Annotated in this window: 18 protein-coding genes and 1 tRNA gene; 12 read left to right on the forward strand and 7 right to left on the reverse strand. The window is 61.1% G+C overall.

Translation table 11 applies throughout. From position 1 onward, the window contains the following. Positions 1–25 precede the first annotated feature (25 nt). Positions 26–595, forward strand: coding sequence for a DUF4174 domain-containing protein (locus C6382_RS03325; protein WP_107023119.1), 570 nt, complete (start codon positions 26–28; stop codon positions 593–595). 6 nt (positions 596–601) lie between these two features. Here C6382_RS03325 and C6382_RS03330 read toward each other — a convergent pair whose 3' ends face one another. The 3 genes from C6382_RS03330 to aroQ all read right to left on the reverse strand — a co-directional run bounded on the left by C6382_RS03330 (position 602) and on the right by aroQ (position 3,092). Beyond that, positions 602–1,705 (reverse strand): polyamine ABC transporter substrate-binding protein, encoded by a 1,104-nt coding sequence (locus tag C6382_RS03330; protein ID WP_107023120.1) that lies wholly within the window; start codon positions 1,703–1,705, stop codon positions 602–604. 37 nt (positions 1,706–1,742) lie between these two features. Then, entirely contained in the window at positions 1,743–2,558 is an 816-nt protein-coding gene (locus C6382_RS03335) for a carbon-nitrogen hydrolase family protein (protein WP_107023121.1), read from the reverse strand. A gap of 84 nt (positions 2,559–2,642) precedes the next feature. Then, the gene (gene aroQ / locus C6382_RS03340) at positions 2,643–3,092 is read right to left on the reverse strand and encodes a type II 3-dehydroquinate dehydratase (protein ID WP_107023122.1); all 450 of its coding nucleotides are present in this window, start codon (positions 3,090–3,092) and stop codon (positions 2,643–2,645) included. Positions 3,093–3,246: 154 nt separating this feature from the next. Between aroQ and C6382_RS03345 the strand changes: the two genes are divergently transcribed. The 5 genes from C6382_RS03345 (at position 3,247) to C6382_RS03365 (ending at position 7,957) form a co-directional block, all read left to right on the forward strand. After that, positions 3,247–4,191 (forward strand): LysR family transcriptional regulator, encoded by a 945-nt coding sequence (locus C6382_RS03345; RefSeq protein WP_107023123.1) that lies wholly within the window; start codon positions 3,247–3,249, stop codon positions 4,189–4,191. A gap of 117 nt (positions 4,192–4,308) precedes the next feature. Next, positions 4,309–5,988 carry a nitrite/sulfite reductase gene (locus tag C6382_RS03350; RefSeq protein WP_107023124.1) on the forward strand — a complete coding sequence of 560 codons (1,680 nt, stop codon included), beginning with the start codon at positions 4,309–4,311 and terminating at the stop codon, positions 5,986–5,988. Further along, a complete protein-coding gene (locus tag C6382_RS03355; RefSeq protein WP_107023125.1) occupies positions 5,976–6,470 on the forward strand; it encodes a DUF934 domain-containing protein in 495 nt (164 codons plus the stop codon). Before C6382_RS03350 ends, C6382_RS03355 begins: the two co-directional genes overlap by 13 nt. Positions 6,471–6,767: 297 nt before the next feature. Beyond that, a complete protein-coding gene (locus C6382_RS03360) occupies positions 6,768–7,172 on the forward strand; it encodes a DUF4398 domain-containing protein (protein WP_107023126.1) in 405 nt (134 codons plus the stop codon). Positions 7,173–7,183: 11 nt separating this feature from the next. Further along, entirely contained in the window at positions 7,184–7,957 is a 774-nt protein-coding gene (locus C6382_RS03365; protein ID WP_107023127.1) for an OmpA family protein, read from the forward strand. A 41-nt stretch (positions 7,958–7,998) separates the two neighbouring features. Here C6382_RS03365 and C6382_RS03370 read toward each other — a convergent pair whose 3' ends face one another. Continuing rightward, the gene (locus C6382_RS03370) at positions 7,999–9,615 is read right to left on the reverse strand and encodes an inorganic phosphate transporter (protein ID WP_107023128.1); all 1,617 of its coding nucleotides are present in this window, start codon (positions 9,613–9,615) and stop codon (positions 7,999–8,001) included. Positions 9,616–9,728: 113 nt separating this feature from the next. Between C6382_RS03370 and C6382_RS03375 the strand changes: the two genes are divergently transcribed. Beyond that, entirely contained in the window at positions 9,729–10,127 is a 399-nt protein-coding gene (locus C6382_RS03375) for a DUF488 domain-containing protein (RefSeq protein ID WP_107023129.1), read from the forward strand. Positions 10,128–10,161: 34 nt separating this feature from the next. Next, complete coding sequence (locus C6382_RS03380) at positions 10,162–10,584, forward strand: N-acetyltransferase (protein WP_107023509.1); 423 nt, start codon at positions 10,162–10,164, stop codon at positions 10,582–10,584. Here C6382_RS03380 and C6382_RS03385 read toward each other — a convergent pair. Further along, positions 10,574–11,053 carry a right-handed parallel beta-helix repeat-containing protein gene (locus C6382_RS03385; protein ID WP_256588927.1) on the reverse strand — a complete coding sequence of 160 codons (480 nt, stop codon included), beginning with the start codon at positions 11,051–11,053 and terminating at the stop codon, positions 10,574–10,576. The genes C6382_RS03380 and C6382_RS03385 overlap by 11 nt on opposite strands. Before the next feature lie 368 nt (positions 11,054–11,421). On the opposite strand from C6382_RS03385, the gene uvrY reads away from it, so the two are divergent. The 4 genes from uvrY to C6382_RS03405 all read left to right on the forward strand — a co-directional run bounded on the left by uvrY (position 11,422) and on the right by C6382_RS03405 (position 14,619). Then, the gene (gene uvrY, locus C6382_RS03390; RefSeq protein WP_107023130.1) at positions 11,422–12,060 is read left to right on the forward strand and encodes a UvrY/SirA/GacA family response regulator transcription factor; all 639 of its coding nucleotides are present in this window, start codon (positions 11,422–11,424) and stop codon (positions 12,058–12,060) included. A 4-nt stretch (positions 12,061–12,064) separates the two neighbouring features. Beyond that, positions 12,065–13,888: an excinuclease ABC subunit UvrC gene (uvrC, locus tag C6382_RS03395; protein WP_107023131.1), complete on the forward strand. Its 1,824-nt coding sequence runs from the start codon at positions 12,065–12,067 to the stop codon at positions 13,886–13,888. A 32-nt stretch (positions 13,889–13,920) separates the two neighbouring features. Then, positions 13,921–14,481: a CDP-diacylglycerol--glycerol-3-phosphate 3-phosphatidyltransferase gene (pgsA, locus tag C6382_RS03400; RefSeq protein ID WP_107023132.1), complete on the forward strand. Its 561-nt coding sequence runs from the start codon at positions 13,921–13,923 to the stop codon at positions 14,479–14,481. A 62-nt stretch (positions 14,482–14,543) separates the two neighbouring features. Continuing rightward, positions 14,544–14,619, forward strand: a tRNA-Gly gene (locus C6382_RS03405). A 108-nt stretch (positions 14,620–14,727) separates the two neighbouring features. Here C6382_RS03405 and C6382_RS03410 read toward each other — a convergent pair. Both C6382_RS03410 and C6382_RS03415 read right to left on the reverse strand, forming a co-directional pair. Further along, the gene (locus tag C6382_RS03410) at positions 14,728–16,107 is read right to left on the reverse strand and encodes a 4Fe-4S binding protein (protein ID WP_107023133.1); all 1,380 of its coding nucleotides are present in this window, start codon (positions 16,105–16,107) and stop codon (positions 14,728–14,730) included. Beyond that, positions 16,095–16,949, reverse strand: a complete 855-nt coding sequence (locus tag C6382_RS03415) for an FTR1 family protein (RefSeq protein ID WP_107023134.1) — start codon at positions 16,947–16,949, stop codon at positions 16,095–16,097. Before C6382_RS03415 ends, C6382_RS03410 begins: the two co-directional genes overlap by 13 nt. Positions 16,950–16,964: the final 15 nt, after the last annotated feature.

Raw genomic sequence — 16,964 nt, forward strand, 5'->3', positions numbered from 1 at the left:
TGCATGGAATTTGAAGGAGATGCGCATGCTCGTACGGTCACTGACCTTTGCCACCTTGCTGGCCATTGTTGTCGGCCCGGTTTTCGCTGACAACAGTGACCCCAAGCCGCTGGACCAGGATATGTACAAGGCTCGCCCCTTGATTGTCATTGCGCCCAGTACCGCCGACCCGACCCTGCGCGGTCTTAATCAGGCGCTGGAAGACCCGGCCACCAAGGCTGCGTTCCAGGAGCGCAACCTGGTGCTGTACAGCATTGCCGGCATGATGGGTAAACGCGATGGCAAGGACCTCGACCAGCAGACCACCATGGCCCTGATCCGTCAGTTCAGGTTCAGCGCCGCCGATACTGTCGTTACCCCGGTGGTGCTGGTGGGCAAGGATGGTGTTCAACATCGGATAGCACACACGGGCACCCTTGAACCCAAGGCAATCTTCGACGCAGTAGACGCCTTGCCGGCCGAAGAAAAAGCGGTCGTTGCGCCGACCGTGGCAGAGCAGAAACAGGCCGCCACCACACCGGCTAAAGACGGCAAACCGGCTAAACCCGCCAAACAGGCCAAGCCGCTGCCACCGCCCAAGCCACTGGAAGATTGAGGCTGATCAACTGCCGGTCTTGACCTGACTCCACACCCGGGTGCGCACCCGCTCAAGTTTGAGTGGCAAGGGTTCGAGCGGGAACAGGGTGTCGAGCACCGCTTGCGGAGGGTACACCGTGGGATTGTCGCGGATGTTCGTATCGACCAGATCGGTCGCGTCCTTGTTGGCATTCGGGTAGCCCAGGTAGTTGGTCGAGGCGGCGATGACCTCAGGCCTGAGCATGTAGTTGATGAACGCCAGGCCCTGTTGCGGATTCGGCGCTTGTTTGAGCAGCACCATGTTCTCCAGCCACATCGGCGCACCTTCGCGGGGGATGCTGTAGCGCAGCTGGCGGCCGTTGCCGGCATTCTCCGCGCTGAGCCTGGCTTCGAACACGCCGCCCGACCAGCCCAGCACCACGCAGACGTTGCCATTGGCCAGGTCAGAGATGAACCGCGATGAGTCGAAGTAACGAATATGCGGGCGCAACTTGAGTAACAGCGCTTCGGCCTTGCGGTAGTCGTCCGGGTTCTTGCTGTTGTAAGGCAGGCCCAGGTAGTGCAGGGCGATGGGGATGATTTCGTTGGGGGCATCGAGCATGGCCACCCCGCATTCACTCAGCTTGGCCAGGTTGGCTTCATCGAAAATCAATGCCCAGGAGTCCACGGGGGCCTGTTCGCCGAGCAAGGCTTTGACCTTGTCCTGGTCATAACCGATACCGGTGGTGCCCCACATATACGGGGCAGCATAGCGGTTGCCGGGGTCGTTGCTCTGCAGCTTGGCGAGCATCTTCGGGTCGAGATGGGTGAAGTTGGGCAGTTGGCTACGATCCAGCTCGGCCAGCACGCCAGCCTTGATCAGGTTGGGCAGCAGGTCGCCGCTGGCGAACACCACGTCATAGCCGCTGCGCCCGGCCATCAACTTGCCCTGCATCACGTCACTGTTGTCGAACACGTCATAAACCGGGGTGATGCCCGAGGCCTGCTGGAACGCCTTGGTGGTGTTCGGCGCGATGTAGTCGTACCAGTTGTAGATGTGCACGCTGGGCGTGGCGTTTTCTCCCGCCTGAGTGCCTGCAGCGCACAACAACGCGGCCAGGGCCAGAGGTAAACAGCGGATCGGCTTCATGGGGACACTCCAGGGTTCTTGTTGTTGTCAGGCAGTGTTAGGGAATCAACAGCTCGCGGCGCCCGTCGGGGTGTTCGATGCGCGTACCTGGCAGTAGCAGGCGGCGGTCTTTGAGGTAGTCGTAGTCGCGGCGGGCGAGTTGCAGTTGCTCAAGGTCCAGCTCGATCTGTTGGCGGCACGCTTGGCGACCGGCTTCGAATAGCACGCGCCCGAAGGGATCGATTGCGGCGCTGCCACCGGCGAACAACAGTCCACCGTCACCCGGGCCGACCCGATTGACCATCACGGCGAAGGCCTGGTTTTCCTGGGCGCGGGCCATGATCGCAGTACGGTGTACCGGGCCGTAGGGGTCCATGTTGCCGTTGCTGACGATGATCAGGTCGACGCCCAATTGGCCCAGGGCGCGACTGCTCTCTGGCAGTTCGATGTCGTAGCAGATCAGCAAGCCGATGCGCAGACCTTTCCAGCACGCGCTGGTGTAGCGATCGCCCGGCTGGAACAGGCCGCGCTCGGACGGCCACAGGTGCGTCTTGCGGTAAGACAGGGCGATGCCTTCGGGGGTCAGCAGCACCGAGGTGTTGTAGTACACGCTGTCGGCCTGTTCGGCAACACCGATCACCACCGCCACATCGCGTTCGCGCACCGCGTGCTGGACCGCTTGCAGGGCAGGGCCATGCAGGGGCTCGGCAACCAGCGGCAGTTGCTCGGCGCTGGCAAAGCCCATCAGTTGGGTTTCCGGGAACACCAGCAGGTCAGTGTCGGCCTTGCAGCTGGCAATGGCCTCCAGCGTGCGTTGCAGGTTGTAGGCAGTATCGCCGTCGCGGCCATCAATCTGTATCAGTTCGATCTTCATCGCGGTTCCTTGTGCAGAGCTGGAACCGAGTATGCGCGGCCGGTTGCTGGCCGCACATTACTGCGATGGAGTAACCCTCAGTGGTTATTGGCCTGGTGCAGGCCGCAGCTCACGGGCGAAATGCTCGATGGCCAGTACATAACCGTGGGTGCCGAACCCGGCCAGCACAGCCTTGGCCACCAGTGAGACATAGGAGTGATGGCGGAAAGCTTCACGCCGGTGCACGTTGGAGATGTGTACTTCGATCACTGGGACTTCGGCGGCGATCAATGCGTCATGGATGGCCACCGAGGTGTGGGTCCAGGCGCCGGGGTTGATGACGATGCCATCGACCCGCCCACGGGCCTGGTGAATCCAGTCGATCATCTGGCCTTCGTGGTTGCTTTGCTGGAATTCCAGGGTCAGGTCCAGGCTACTGGCCGCCTGTTGGCACAGGGCGTGGACATCGGCGAGGGTTTCGCGGCCATAGACTTCGGGCTGGCGCAGGCCGAGCATGTTCAGGTTGGGGCCGTTGAGCACGAGCAGGGTGGTCATGGCTGAAAATCTCCAGTGAGGGTGTCGGTGGTTACGATCTGGCCGCTGCGCGCGCCCTGTTGCTCGGCAATCGCCAGCAGGCGCTGGCCTTGTTCTGCTTGGATGCGGTTTTGTGAGAGGCTAATAAAAAGTGCTGGGGAGATAATCGGGCTGAATGAAGAATCAGAATGTGCTATCAGCGAATAATGAGCCGTTGCTTCGTGACCTTCAGCTGTTCTGTGAAGTGGCGCGGCGCTCAAGCTTCATTGGCGCAGCGACCGAGACCGGCCTGTCGCCGGCGCATGTCAGCAAGCGCATCGCCACCCTGGAGACGCTATTGGGGGTGAAACTGTTCAACCGTACCACCCGGCGGGTGAGTATCACCAGCGATGGCGAGGCGGCGTTTGTCTGGGCGCAGAAGATCCTCGAGAGCGTCGAGTCGATGTTCGAGTCATTGTCCGCAGCGCACAGCGAGCCACGGGGCACCTTGCGGATCAGCACCAGCCTGCGCCTGGGACGTGAGCATGTCGCGCCGATTCTGTCGTTGCTGCGCCAGCGCCATCCCAACCTGGAAATCTGGCTGGAGCTGATGGACCGCCGGGTAGACCTGATTGGCGAGAACTTCGACATTGATATTCGCGTCGGCGAAGTCCAGGAAAAGCACCTGATCGCTCATCGCATTGCAGAGAACAAGCGGGTACTGGCTGCCGCGCCCGATTACCTGGCGCGACGTGTGCCGGTGCGCGTGGCGGCGGAGTTGGCACAGCACGATTGCCTGCTGTTTCGCAGCCGTGATGAGCGTTTCGGGGTCTGGCGTCTGTTCGGTCCGAACGGCGCCGAGACGGTCAAGGTCACCGGGCCAATGGCAGCCAACCACAGCGATATCGTCCGCCAGTGGGCCCTGGCCGGACACGGCATCATCATGGCCTCGTACTGGGATGTGGTAGGCAACCTGGAAGATGGCTCGCTGCAGCGGGTGCTGCCAGCCTACTACCAGCCTGCGGATGTCTGGGCGGTGACGGCTGCACGCTCAAGCAGCTCGGCCAAGGTGCACAGTTGCGTGGCGTTTTTACGGGAGCAGTTGAACGAGGGGCCTTATGCGTTGGCTGTGGGTGGATGATCAGGGCGATAGCAGCCGGTGGATACTCAACTGATCCGTATAAATCCAATAAGCCTGAATCTGTAACTCAGTACACCTGAACGCCATAGTACGGGTCTCCGTGATGAGGTCCGAACCATGTATCAGTATGACGAGTATGACCGTGCGCTGGTGTTCGAGCGCGTGGCGCAGTTTCGCGATCAGGTGCAGCGTTTCATGGCTGGTGAACTGAGTGAAGAAGAGTTCCTGCCACTGCGCCTGCAAAACGGCCTGTACCTGCAAAAGCACGCCTACATGCTGCGTGTAGCGATCCCTTACGGCACCCTCGGTGCTCGCCAGATGCGCACCCTGGCGCGAATCGCCCGTGACTATGATCGCGGCTACGGGCATTTCACCACCCGTCAGAACATCCAGTTCAACTGGATAGAACTGGACCGGGTGCCCGACATCCTCCAGCACCTGGCTGAGGTCGAGATGCATGCCATCCAGACCTCCGGCAACTGTGTGCGCAACATCACCACAGAAGCCTTCGCCGGCGTTGCTGCCGATGAGCTGCTCGACCCACGGCCACTCGCCGAAATCCTGCGGCAGTGGTCGACCATCAACCCGGAATTCCTGTTTTTGCCACGCAAATTCAAGATTGCCATTTGCTCGGCCCTTGAAGATCGTGCGGCGATCATGATGCATGACATCGGTCTGTACCTGTACCGCGACGGCCAGGGCCAGATGTGCTTGCGGGTCATGGTCGGAGGTGGTCTGGGGCGCACCCCGATACTTGGCCTGCAGATCCGCGAAGGCCTGCCGTGGCAGCATCTGTTGTCTTACGTTGAAGCGATCCTGCGGGTCTACAACCGCCACGGTCGTCGCGACAACAAGTACAAGGCGCGGATCAAGATCCTGGTCAAGGCGTTGGGAATCGAAGCCTTCTCCCGGGAAGTGGAGCAGGAGTGGCAACACATCAAGGACGGTCCGGCGCAGCTCACCATGGATGAGTTCCAGCGCGTGGCCGCAGCCTTCGAACCGCCGGCCTATGCCGTGGCCGACAGTGAGCTTGAGTATGAAACCCATCTGGTTCAGGATCACGCGTTTGCCCGCTGGGTGTCCTGCTGTGTGAAACCGCACAAGGTTCCTGGCTATGCCAGTGTGGTGCTGTCGACCAAGCCGGGGGCGTCTTCGCCACCGGGCGACCTGAGCGCGGCACAGATGGACGCAGTGGCAGACTGGTCCGAGCAGTTCGGCTTCGGTGAAATCCGTATCGCCCACGAACAGAACCTGATCCTCCCGGATGTGCGCAAGCAGGACTTGCACGCACTCTGGCGTCTGGCCTGTGGGCGCGACCTGGGGACGGCCAATATCGGCATGCTCACTGATATCATTGCCTGTCCCGGTGGCGACTTCTGTGCCTTGGCCAATGCCAAGTCGATTCCCATTGCCCAGTCGATCCAGCGCTGCTTCGAGGACCTGGACTATCTACACGACCTGGGCGAGCTGAGCCTGAACATTTCCGGGTGCATCAATGCTTGCGGTCACCACCACATTGGCAACATCGGCATCCTTGGCGTCGACAAGAACGGCAGCGAGTGGTACCAGGTGACGCTCGGCGGCGCCCAGGGCAAGGACAGCACCTTGGGCAAGGTGATTGGTCCATCGTTCAGTGCCGACGAAATCCCACGGGTCATCGAGCAGATCATTGCCACCTACTGCGCCTATCGCGAGCTGGACGAGCCCTTTGTCGACACCGTGCGCCGGGTTGGTCTGGAGCCCTTCAAAGAGCGGGTCTATGCCAAGCGTGCAGAGGAACTGATATGCGTAATGTGATTGCCTTGCGCAACGGCGAGCCGCAGCAGCTCGCCGAGGATGGCTGGCAACTGGTGCGTGACAGTGGGGCGGCGTTGCCTGAAGGCTTGCTGATTTTGCCGCTCGATCTCTGGCTGACGCGCCAGGCTTCGCAGCCCGGTTGTTGTGATGGCCTGTGGTTGGGGCCGGATGACGAGGTAGAGCCGCTGCAGCCCTGGTTGGCGCAGTTGCCATTGATCGCCATTGACTTTCCCAGCTTTCGCGATGGTCGTGGCTACAGCCAGGCTTACCTGTTGCGCACTCGCCTGGGCTGGCGCGGCGAATTGCGCGCGATCGGCGATGTGCTGCGCGATCAACTGAGCCATATGCGTCAGTGCGGTTTTGACAGCTTTGCCGTGCGCGAGGACAAGTGCGCCAAGGACGCACTCAAGGGTCTGGCGGGAATGAGTGTATTGTACGGACGCTCGGTGATCGAGCCGCGGCCGTTGTTTCGTCGGCGCTAGGCAGTGATTTGGTGTTGGCGCGCAATGAGCTGTAGAAAATTCCTACTTAATACAAGGAGATTTCCGATTTGTAAGTCTGGCCTGTAGGAATACTCTTGCACCGTCTCAACTAAACGGCTGTCGCCGATGTTCAGTTCTCCCCACCTTTTCTTGTGTATCGCGCGCTAGTAGCGCCGATCATCACTCCCGGTTCGCAAACCTTTTGACCTACCTATTGCCCTGCGCTGCAGGGCAACGGAGGCGTCTGCGTGCCTGAAAGGTGCGAAAACTGGTTAAACGCTGTGATGGAGTCTCTCTATGGCTGTAAAACGCACCTCAAATCACCTGGCCGTTTCCGGCCTGATGGTGGCGCTATTCGTCTCGCTCGGCGGCTGTGCCAGCGTGGCGGTTCCTACCGAGCAGGTCGAGTTGACCCGCAATGCGGTCAGTCGCGCCGTAACCGCGGATGCGACGCAGTTTGCCCCGGTGGAAATCAAGTCTGCCCAGGACAAGCTCTATTCGGTGGAGCGTGCTTTAGGTGAACAGAACTTTACCCAGGCGCGGTTGCTTGCCGAGCAAGCCGAAGCTGATGCCAATCTGGCCGAACGCAAGGCGCGGGCCCTTCGGACCAAACAACAGCTCAAAGAAGCCCAACAGGGGATCGAGGTGCTCAAGCAGGAAATGCTGCAGGCCCCCGACGCCATTGTTGCGCCTAGCCGATAAGGATCGCTTCTATGCAATTCAAATACATGTTTATCGCCCTCTCTGCAGCAGGTCTGATCCTCAGTGGCTGTGGCACCACACCTGAAAATGCCGGCTTGCTGGAAGCGCGCGAGCACTTCAGTGCATTGCAGAGCAAACCTGAAGCCAGCCGCCTGGCCGGGCTGGAAACCAAAGCGGCATTTGCCGCTTTGGGCCAAGCGGACCTTGCCTCGCTCAAGGATCGCAAGGCGCCGCAAGTCGAGCAGTTGGCTTATCTGGCCAAACAGAAAATTGCCATTGCTGAACAGACAATTGACCTGCGCAAGGCCGAAGCCGGCCTGCTAGGCATCGAGGCGCAGCGTACCCAGGCGCGTCTGGATGTGCGCACCGCCCAGCTCAAGGCGTTGCAGCAGCTCAAGGCAAAACAGACTGATCGCGGTGCGGTGGTCACGTTCGGTGATGTACTGTTCGACAGTGGTCGTGCAGAACTCAAAGCCAGTAGCCTGCGTAACCTGGATCAGCTGACCGAGTACTTGCGCGCCAACCCTGAACGCAAGGTGCGGGTTGAAGGTTTCACCGACTCCACCGGTGGCGATGTGTTCAACCAGCAGTTGTCAGAGCGTCGTGCTGCTGCAGTCGCCAGCGCGCTGCGTCGTGCCGGAGTCGCGCCGGAGCGGGTCAGGGTGGCCGGTTACGGCAAAGAGTATCCGGTGGCGTCCAATGCCGATGCACAGTCCCGTCAACTCAATCGCCGCGTGGAAGTGATCATTTCTTACGGTAGCAGTGCGGTCAGCGACCGCAGTTGAAGACACAGCGGGCCCATCCAGGAAGGCTGGGCCCGTTGCCGTTAGAAGACGTGCCGCAACAACCAGTACAACCCGCCTGCCAGCACAATCGCCGCTGGCAGCGTCAGCACCCAGGCCATCAGCAGGTTGAAGATGGTGCGCATCTGCAGGCCGGAACCATTGGCAACCATGGTCCCGGCCACCCCGGATGAAAGCACATGGGTCGTCGATACCGGCAAGCCGTACATGTCCGCCACGCCAATGGTGCACATTGCCACCAGCTCCGCAGAGGCCCCTTGAGCGTACGTCAGGTGGGTTTTGCCGATCTTCTCACCGACGGTGACCACGATCCGCCGCCAGCCGACCATAGTGCCCAGGCCCAGGGCGATGGCCACGGAAATCTTCACCCACAGCGGTATGTAGCGGGTGGCGTCGTCAAGCTGGCGCTTGAACCGTTGCAGGTTGCGCTGGGTGTCGCTATCGAAGCTGAGCAACTGGTGTTTGTCGATCAGGCGAATGGTCTCGCTGGTCAGGTACATGTCGTTCCGCACGTTGGCCATGGCCTCGGCGGGCACCCGGTTCAGCGAACCATAGCCTTCGACTTCGCTACCGATGGCGCCGGCCAGGGCGGCGAGGGCCGGAACCAGTTCAGGGCTGGCGGCCGGTTGGCGGATGAATTCGGTCAGGGTCTTCCTGGGATCGGCACTCAACAGTTGCGGGGATTCGCGCTGCAGTGATTGCTGGGTGGCTTCGGCTACAGCGGCAAACTGCAGTGACTGTTCGGCGGGCATGGTGCGATTCAAGGCGTAAGCCATCGGCACGGTACCGACCAGGATCAGCATGATCAGGCCCATGCCTTTCTGGCCGTCGTTGGAGCCGTGGGCAAAAGACACCCCGGTGCAGGTCAGAATCAGCAAACCGCGAATCCACCAGGGCGGTGGCGTGTTGCCGACGGGGGCCTGATACAAGTCGCGGCGTTTGACCAGATGGCGCAGAACCAGCAGCAGCAACGCGGCGCAGGCGAACCCCAGCAGCGGTGACAACAGCAGCGAGTAACCCACCTTGCTGGCCTGGGCCCAGTCCACACCGCTGGTGCCATCGCGGCCATGCATCAGCGCATTGGCCACGCCGACACCAATGATCGAACCGATCAACGTGTGCGAGGAGGAGGCCGGAAGGCCCAGCCACCAAGTGCCCAGGTTCCAGATGATTGCCGATAGCAACAAGGCGAAGACCATGGCAAAGCCGGCCGAAGAGCCAACCTTGAGAATCAGTTCTACCGGCAACAGGGCGATGATGCCAAAGGCCACAGCGCCGCTGGACAGTAGCACGCCAAGGAAGTTGAAAAAGCCAGACCAGACCACCGCTACCGAAGCCGGCAGGGAATGGGTATAGATCACCGTGGCCACAGCGTTGGCGGTGTCGTGAAAGCCATTGACGAACTCGAAGCCCAGGGCAATCACCAGCGCTACCCCGAGTAACAGGAAGGGGGTCCAGGTGGTGACCACCGTGCCGCTGGAATTGATGTCGTGCGCCAGGCTCCAGGCCGCGTAAAGCAGGCCGGCCAGCAACAGGCCGAAGAACAGTATCAGGGTGCCGCGACTGGGCTTGTGGTTCAGCTGTGGCCGTGGGGCGGATGTGGCGAGCGATGGACTGCTGGCCAGCGTCGGGGTAGTCATGATGACTCCGGGATGGTTACCTCAGGCGGCAAGCTTAAAAAAATCTGAGCGAAATTGAGCTGATCCCGATCAATCAAAGGTCTAGGCTGATACAAAATCATGCAGAGGTGTCGATGATTCGCTGCAAGCGCGTTTATGATCCCGTAGCGGCCGATGATGGCCAGCGTTTGCTGGTCGACCGCTTGTGGCCGCGCAACAAGCGCAAGGAGCAGCTGCAGGCGCTCTGGTTGCCTGAAGTGGCGCCGTCGACGGCATTGCGTCAGGCCTTCCATAAAGGTGAAGTGGACTTTGCCGGTTTTGCCGAGCGGTATTGTCAGGAACTGACGGCGCGGCCCGAGCATTGGTGGCCACTGCTGGGCATGGCCGGGAAGGGCGATCTGACACTGCTCTATGCGGGCAAGGACACCGGGCACAACAACGCTCTGGTGCTGGCCCAGTGGCTGGAAGATGAACTGGACCGGCAAGGGCCGATGAGTTCGCCGGTGTGTTATGCCGGGGAAATCAAAACCTGAAGGACGCAGCCTTGCCCATCCTGAAACCGGATCTATAACCTTGCAACTTATCCCCGCCACCGACCAGCACTGCGCCTTCGCCCGCGACCTGACCCGCCGCGCCATGCTGCGTTATTACCACGAGTTCGACCTGCTGTGGATCGAAGAGGCCTTTGACCAGGCCTGGGGCTGGCGCGAGCAATGGTTGATCGTCGAGGACGAAAAAGTGCTGGGCTTTTGCAGCCTCAGTCAGGCCCTGTATATCCGCGAGTTGCATCTGGTCGAGAATGCCCGTGGACGGGGCATTGGTACTCAGGTATTGGAGCAACTGGCTGGCTGGGCCGCCGAGCGGCGTTTACCGCTGATGCGTCTGACAGTGTTCAAAAGCAACCCGGCGCAGGCGCTATACCAACGCCGGGGGTTTCAAGCAGTGGGCGAGGATGAATGCTTCGTGCGCATGCAGCGGGCTATCGGCTAGCGCTCTGCACGCACCGCAATGCACTGGGGGCGACAGTTTGCGCAACCTGATTGACGCGCACCACGCGGTCCGGGCGCTGGGTGGCGTCGAGCACCACTTGCTGTAACCCTTCAACCCGTACCACCGCCTTGCCGGCCTTGCCCAGGGTGTTGCCACTGAGGGTCAGCGGGCCTGGCAGCGGCGCGGCATTGCGCAGGCTGATGGCATATTCGGGAGTGTTGCCAATACGGCTATTGACCAGGATTGCGCCGCTCACTTCGCTGGCGTCCACTGCGCTGCCCTGGCTGTTGCCGATCAGGTTGTCCTCGATCCGTGCCACAGTCTGTCCGCGCAGGCGGATGCCGCTGTTGTTGTCGATGCCGCGCAGTTGGTTGTTGACCAGGCTGACCAGGCTGTCGCGTACGTCAATGGCGTACTGCTGGGAGTGCTCGAAGCGGCTGTCGTTGATCTGTGCTTGCGTGTGTTGCAACTCGACGGCGCCGAACAGCTCGTTGAACTGGCTGTACGTACGATCTGCGTAGCCTGGGCCGTGCTCGGCGCTTGCTGGCCGCTCAGAGCGGTGCTCAGGCCACGGGACAGGTTGGCGTTGTAACCCAGACGCTCAAGGGTCGAGCCGACTACCTGGGTATGGCCGCCATCAAGCAATCACTCGGTAGTCTTGCCAGTGCACTGTCAAGGGCCTGTGCGAAGGTTTTCGGGCGCGACTCGAGTGTTTTTGGCCATGAGGCGGGCAAGCGCGAAATAGCAGCGATGCGATGACGTGTTCCGTTAGCTCTAGCGCCTGGTTTTTTGCTAAGGTGGCGGGATCCAATTGCCGCCGCAGTGTGAGGTGTCTGCTTGATTAGGGTCCTGGTGGTCGATGATCACGATCTGGTACGTACGGGCATCACCCGCATGCTGGCCGATATCGACGGCTTGCAGGTGGTGGGCGAGGCCGACTCTGGCGAGGCATCGTTGAAGGTCGCGCGTGAGCTCAAGCCCGACGTGGTCCTGATGGACGTGAAAATGCCCGGGATCGGTGGCCTTGAGGCCACGCGCAAGCTGCTGCGCAGTCATCCTGATGTGAAAGTGGTGGCGGTGACTGCCTGTGAAGAAGACCCGTTTCCCACGCGCTTGTTGCAGGCGGGGGCCGCCGGGTACCTGACCAAAGGTGCGGGCCTGGATGAAATGGTCCAGGCCATTCGTCTGGTGTTTACCGGTCAGCGATACATCAGCCCGCAGATCGCCCAGCAACTGGCACTCAAGTCGTTCCAGCCGCAAGGCTCGCCGTTCGATGCGCTGTCGGAACGGGAAATTCAGATCGCCTTGATGATCGTCGGTTGCCAGAAAGTACAGATCATCTCCGACAAATTGTGCCTGTCACCGAAAACGGTCAATACTTACCGTTACCGGATCTTCGAAAAACTCTCGGTCACCAGCGACGTCGAACTGACGCTGCTGGCGGTCCGCCATGGCATGGTTGACGCCAGTCTCTGAATTCATGACCTCTGTGTTCGATCCAAGTGCTTTCCTGGCGACCTGCAGCGGTCGCCCGGGCGTTTACCGGATGTTCGACGGTGAAGCCCGGCTGCTATATGTCGGCAAGGCGAAGAACCTCAAGAAGCGCCTGGCCAGCTATTTTCGCAAGACTGGCCTGGCGCCGAAGACGGCTGCCCTGGTCGCGCGTATCGCCCAGGTCGAAACTACCATCACCGCCAACGAGACCGAAGCGCTGCTGCTTGAGCAGACGCTGATCAAGGAATGGCGGCCACCCTATAACATCCTGCTGCGCGACGATAAGTCCTACCCTTATGTGTTCCTCTCCGACGGGCCATTCCCGCGGCTGGGGATTCATCGTGGGGCGAAGAAGCAGAAGGGCAAGTACTTCGGGCCTTATCCCAGCGCGGGGGCCATTCGTGAAAGCCTGAGCCTGCTGCAAAAAACCTTTTTCGTCCGGCAATGCGAAGACAGCTATTACAGCAACCGTACCCGGCCGTGCCTGCAGTATCAGATCAAGCGCTGCAAGGCGCCTTGTGTCGGCCTGGTCGAACCTGAGGAATATGCCGGTGACGTACGGCACTCGGTGATGTTTCTCGAAGGCCGCAGTCATCAACTGACTAACGAGCTGAATGCCGAGATGGAGCGGGCAGCCATGGCCCTGGAGTTCGAGAAGGCCGCCCAATTGCGCGACCAGATCGCCTTGCTGCGCCGGGTTCAGGACCAGCAGAGCATGGAAGGCGGCAGTGGCGATGTGGATGTGGTTGCCGCGTTCACCAACCCGGGTGGCGCCTGTGTGCACCTGATCAGCGTGCGCGGCGGGCGGGTGCTGGGCAGCAAGAATTTCTTCCCGCAGGTGGGGATTGAAGAGGACGTGGCCGAAGTGATGGCTGCGTTCCTCTCCCAGTACTACATCGGCAACGCCGAGCGCGATTTGCCGGGTGAGCTGATCGTTAACGTGGTGCACGAGGACTTCGCCGCGATCAGCGCCGCCATCGAGGCCCTGCGCGGGCGCGAACTGAGCATCAGCCACCGCGTGCGCGGCACCCGGGCGCGCTGGCAGCAGTTGGCGGTGACCAACGCCGAGCAGGCACTGAGTGCACGCCTGGCTAACCGCCAACACATGGCTTCACGTTTCGATGCCCTGGCCCAGGTCCTGGCCCTGGATGAAACCCCGCAACGTCTGGAATGCTACGACATCAGCCACTCCAGCGGTGAGGCGACGGTCGCTTCCTGCGTGGTGTTCGGCCCGGAAGGCCCGTTGAAGTCCGACTACCGGCGCTTCAACATTGAGGGCGTTACCCCCGGCGATGACTATGCAGCCATGCACCAGGCCCTGACCCGGCGCTTCGGACGCATCAAGGATGGCGAGGGCAAGCTACCGGACGTGCTGCTGGTGGACGGCGGCAAGGGCCAGTTGAACATGGCCCGCGAGGTGCTTCAGGAACTGGCCGTTCCCGACCTGATCCTGCTTGGCGTGGCCAAGGGCGTGACGCGCAAGGCCGGTTTCGAAACCCTCTACCTCAATGACGCTGCCCATGAGTTCACCCTCAAGGGCGACTCGCCGGCGCTGCACCTGATCCAGCAGATCCGTGACGAAGCTCACCGTTTTGCCATCACCGGTCACCGTGCCCGGCGTGGCAAGGCCCGGCGTACTTCCAGTCTGGAAGACGTAGCCGGGGTAGGGCCAAAGCGCCGTCGTGACCTGCTCAAGCACTTCGGTGGTTTGCAGGAGCTGACCCGCGCCAGCATCGAAGAAATCGCCAAAGCGCCGGGAATCAGTAAAAAGCTTGCCGAGTCGATTTATGCCAACCTGCATAGCGAGTAGAATGCACACTCACTTTGCAGCCAGTTGTGCCGATGAATATCCCAAATCTACTTACAGTTCTTCGCGTCCTGCTCATTCCGATCTTCATTCTGCTGTTTTATGTTCCGTATCACTGGAGCTATATCGCAGCGAGCAGCGTCTTCGCCATTGCTGCGGCCACTGACTGGCTTGACGGCTATCTGGCCCGTCGCCTGCAGCAGAGCACGCCATTTGGCGCCTTCCTCGACCCGGTGGCCGACAAGCTGATGGTTGCTGTGGCCTTGGTGTTGCTGGTGCAGGTGCATGCGAACTTCTGGCTGACACTGCCAGCGGCGGTCATCATCGGTCGCGAGATCGTGGTATCGGCGCTACGTGAGTGGATGGCCGAATTGGGGGCGAGGGCGCAGGTGGCCGTATCGAACCTGGGCAAGTGGAAAACCGCCGCGCAGATGCTGGCGCTGGTGATCCTGTTGGCCAACCCGCCGGTGCTGACCTTCTGGGTGATTCTGGGCTACGCCTTGCTGATGGTCTCTGCCGGCCTGACCCTGTGGTCGATGGTGCACTACCTGCGCGCCGCCTGGCCGCATCTGCGCGAAGGTTCGGAACAAAAATAAAGCTTTTTTGAATCAAGGGCTTGACGGCATTTAATGATCCTATACAATAGCCGTCACCAAATGCGGGAATAGCTCAGTTGGTAGAGCACGACCTTGCCAAGGTCGGGGTCGCGAGTTCGAGTCTCGTTTCCCGCTCCAGATTTCATCTGTAGATTTCCATTGCGGATCTTCAGATCCTGAAAAAAGAGGCTTAGGCCTCTTTTTTTCGTCCCGTGTAAATACTACCAGAGCTTATCGGCATCCGGGCTAGAGCCAACCCCAGAACTGCAACCACCAGCCATAGCCCACCGTGGCGATGGCTGTCAGCAGGCAAGCGCTGGCGGTGCAGCGGCGGGACAGGGCAGTGTCCTGGCGTGCCAGCAGCTTGCAGCCCAACCAAGCACTCCAGGCCATGGCTGCGATCAACAGTACGGCCCTGGCCGGTTGTACCCAATCCAGCAGTAGACCTTCATAACGCAGCAGCTTCACCGTGGTTGCCGACAAGCCGAGAAACAGTCCGGCGCCCCCCAGAGGCGTGAGGGCCAAGCTCAGAGCTCCGTACAGCTCGGGCCTGCCCGCCAGTCTTGCTGCCAGACGCAGCAAAACCAGCAAGCCGCCGCCCACCAGCAGGGCACACGTGCTCAGGTACAAGACGATACTCAAGCCGTCCAGCCAGCTGAAACTGTCGTTGAGCTGTGGGTAATGGGTCAGCAGCCACCAAGGGGCGTTGTCTTGCAAAGGCCAGAGCGCATCGCGCGCTACCAGCCACTGTGCCAGGTATTGCTTGAGGGCGATGAACCAGGGGCTGACGGTCCACTGGAATGCGCCCATGGCCAGGCCGATGACGCCGAACAGCAGCAAGCGGCTATCCCAGGGTGGTGGTGTTCGCGTGGCCGAATGCAGGATTTCCTCGTTGCTGGAGCGGGCAATCAGTTGTACCGCACCGCGTTGCCCGCTGCAGCGGCCACAGGCATGACAGTCGCTGGCGCCCTGCAGACGGCGAATGTCCAGAAGCGGCGCGCAGTTGGGCGATGGCAGGCGCGGTGCGGCGTTTTCTTTCCAGCGCTGTTCATCGACCTGAAAGTGCACGGGTGCAAGGCGCGCGAGCAGGGCAAAGACGCCACTGACCGGGCACAAGTAGCGACACCAGACGCGCTTGCCGCGGGCGAACAGTAAACCGATGCCAATTGCCGCCAGCGTCGAACCGCCCAGAATCAGCAATGCCGCCTGGGCGTAGTCGTACACGCTGATCAGCTGGCCATAGAGGGTGGTCAGGCAGAACGCCAGGGTCGGCCAGCCGCCCCAGCGCAGCCAGCGTGGCACGCCCATGCCCCGGCCATACTGGCTGGCCCATTCGCTCAGGGCGCCTTCCGGGCACAGCACACCGCACCAGAGCCGGCCAAACAGCACGATCGACAGCAGCACGAATGGCCACCAGAGGCCCCAGAACAGGAACTGGGCGAACAGGGTCAGGTTGTCCAGCATCCGCGCCTGGCTACCGGGCAGCGGCAGTAGTGCGGGTAATATCAGCAGCACGGCGTAGAACAGCACCACCGTCCACTGCAGGGTGCGGATTACGCCGGCATGGCGGCGCATGCTGTCACCCAAGCGCTGCAACCAGCGATTGTGCACACTCAGGCTGGACATGCGGCACTGCCTGTTTTGCGCTGGAGCAGCCAGCACCCGACGCTTAGCCAGTAACCGCTCAACACCAGCAGGGTCAGGGCGCTGGGCGTGGCGCGGTAGCCGGCAAACCCGGCGAGAAAGGCGCCCAGGCCCTGGCTGTCGCTGAGCAGTCTGCTGCTGTCCCAGAGAGCGTCGCCAACGAGGGTATAGGCCATCTCCGGTAACGCCATGGCCAGCAGTTGACCGCCGACCCGCTCGGTCGCGCTGACCAGCAAGGCCGCAGCGAGCAGCAGCAACAGCGCTTCACTCAGGCCAAAGAAATGTCGCCATGCAATGAGCCGTCGACTGCTGTGCAACAGGGCAAGGGTCATCCCAGACAGCAGCAGCCCGGCTATGGCTGCGATGAAAAATTGCACCAGCGGTAGACCTTGTAGTCGAGCACCGGCGCCATACAGAAAGACCACGCTTTCACTCCCTTCGCGGCTGACTGCAAGCATGGCCAGCAACAACAAGCCAATACCGCCCTGGCGTGCAAGTTGCTGGTCAGCGTGATGCCTCAGATCATCTTTGAGTGTGCGTGCATGACGGTGCATCCAGGCGACCATCTGTACCATCAGCAGGCTGGCTACCAATGCCAGACCGGCCTGGAACCATTCGCTGGCAGCGCCGCTCATGGCGTCACCGGCAAACAGGATCATCAGTGCCAGCAAGCCCGAAAGCAGCAAGCCCAGGGCGACGCCCGTCCACAGGTACTTGAGCAGGCGTTGGCTGCGTTCCTGTTGGCTGGCCCAGGCCTGGAGGATACCGATCACCAGCAGCGCCTCGACGCTTTCGCGCCAGACAATAAACAGTACTTGATTCATCAAGACTCCCTGCAC

Origin of the sequence: Pseudomonas sp. BBP2017 (assembly GCF_003024385.1) — a bacterium.
Classification (GTDB): Bacteria; Pseudomonadota; Gammaproteobacteria; order Pseudomonadales; family Pseudomonadaceae; genus Aquipseudomonas.